The 307-nt window shown below is 63.5% G+C and carries 1 protein-coding gene; it reads right to left on the bottom strand.

Features of this window, described 5'->3' with window-relative positions:
- A partial coding sequence (locus tag GUI70_RS25540; protein ID WP_368733644.1) for a winged helix-turn-helix domain-containing protein occupies nucleotides 1–122 on the bottom strand: 122 nt, incomplete at its 3' end.
- Between the last annotated feature and the right edge of the window lie 185 nt (nucleotides 123–307).

The following is a 307-nucleotide window of genomic DNA, read 5'->3' as shown; positions in this document are numbered from 1 at the left end:
GCCACCGCTTCCGGGTTCTGTTCCAGTGCGCGTTTGTCGGGCTTCTGACGGGAAAAGCCCAACTGATGCAGGATTCTGCGCACGTGATCGCGGTGATGCCAGAGGTTGAAGTGCCGACCGATGACCTCTCGTACACGGAGGGTCGTCCAGCTGTGATCGGGGAAGCCGTGAACTTGCGCACCCTCGATGAGCAGGTCTTTGAGGACGTCACGCTGCTCCCCGGACAGCGCAGGCGGTCGGCCCGTCGTGACGGTGGCCTGGAGCGCATCTGGGCCACGGTGACGGAGGCGATATTTCCAGTCGCGGA

It is taken from the genome of Deinococcus alpinitundrae (assembly GCF_009982895.1).
GTDB classification, from domain to species: Bacteria; Deinococcota; Deinococci; order Deinococcales; family Deinococcaceae; genus Deinococcus; species Deinococcus alpinitundrae.
This window is presented reverse-complemented; position numbering and strand designations above follow the sequence as displayed.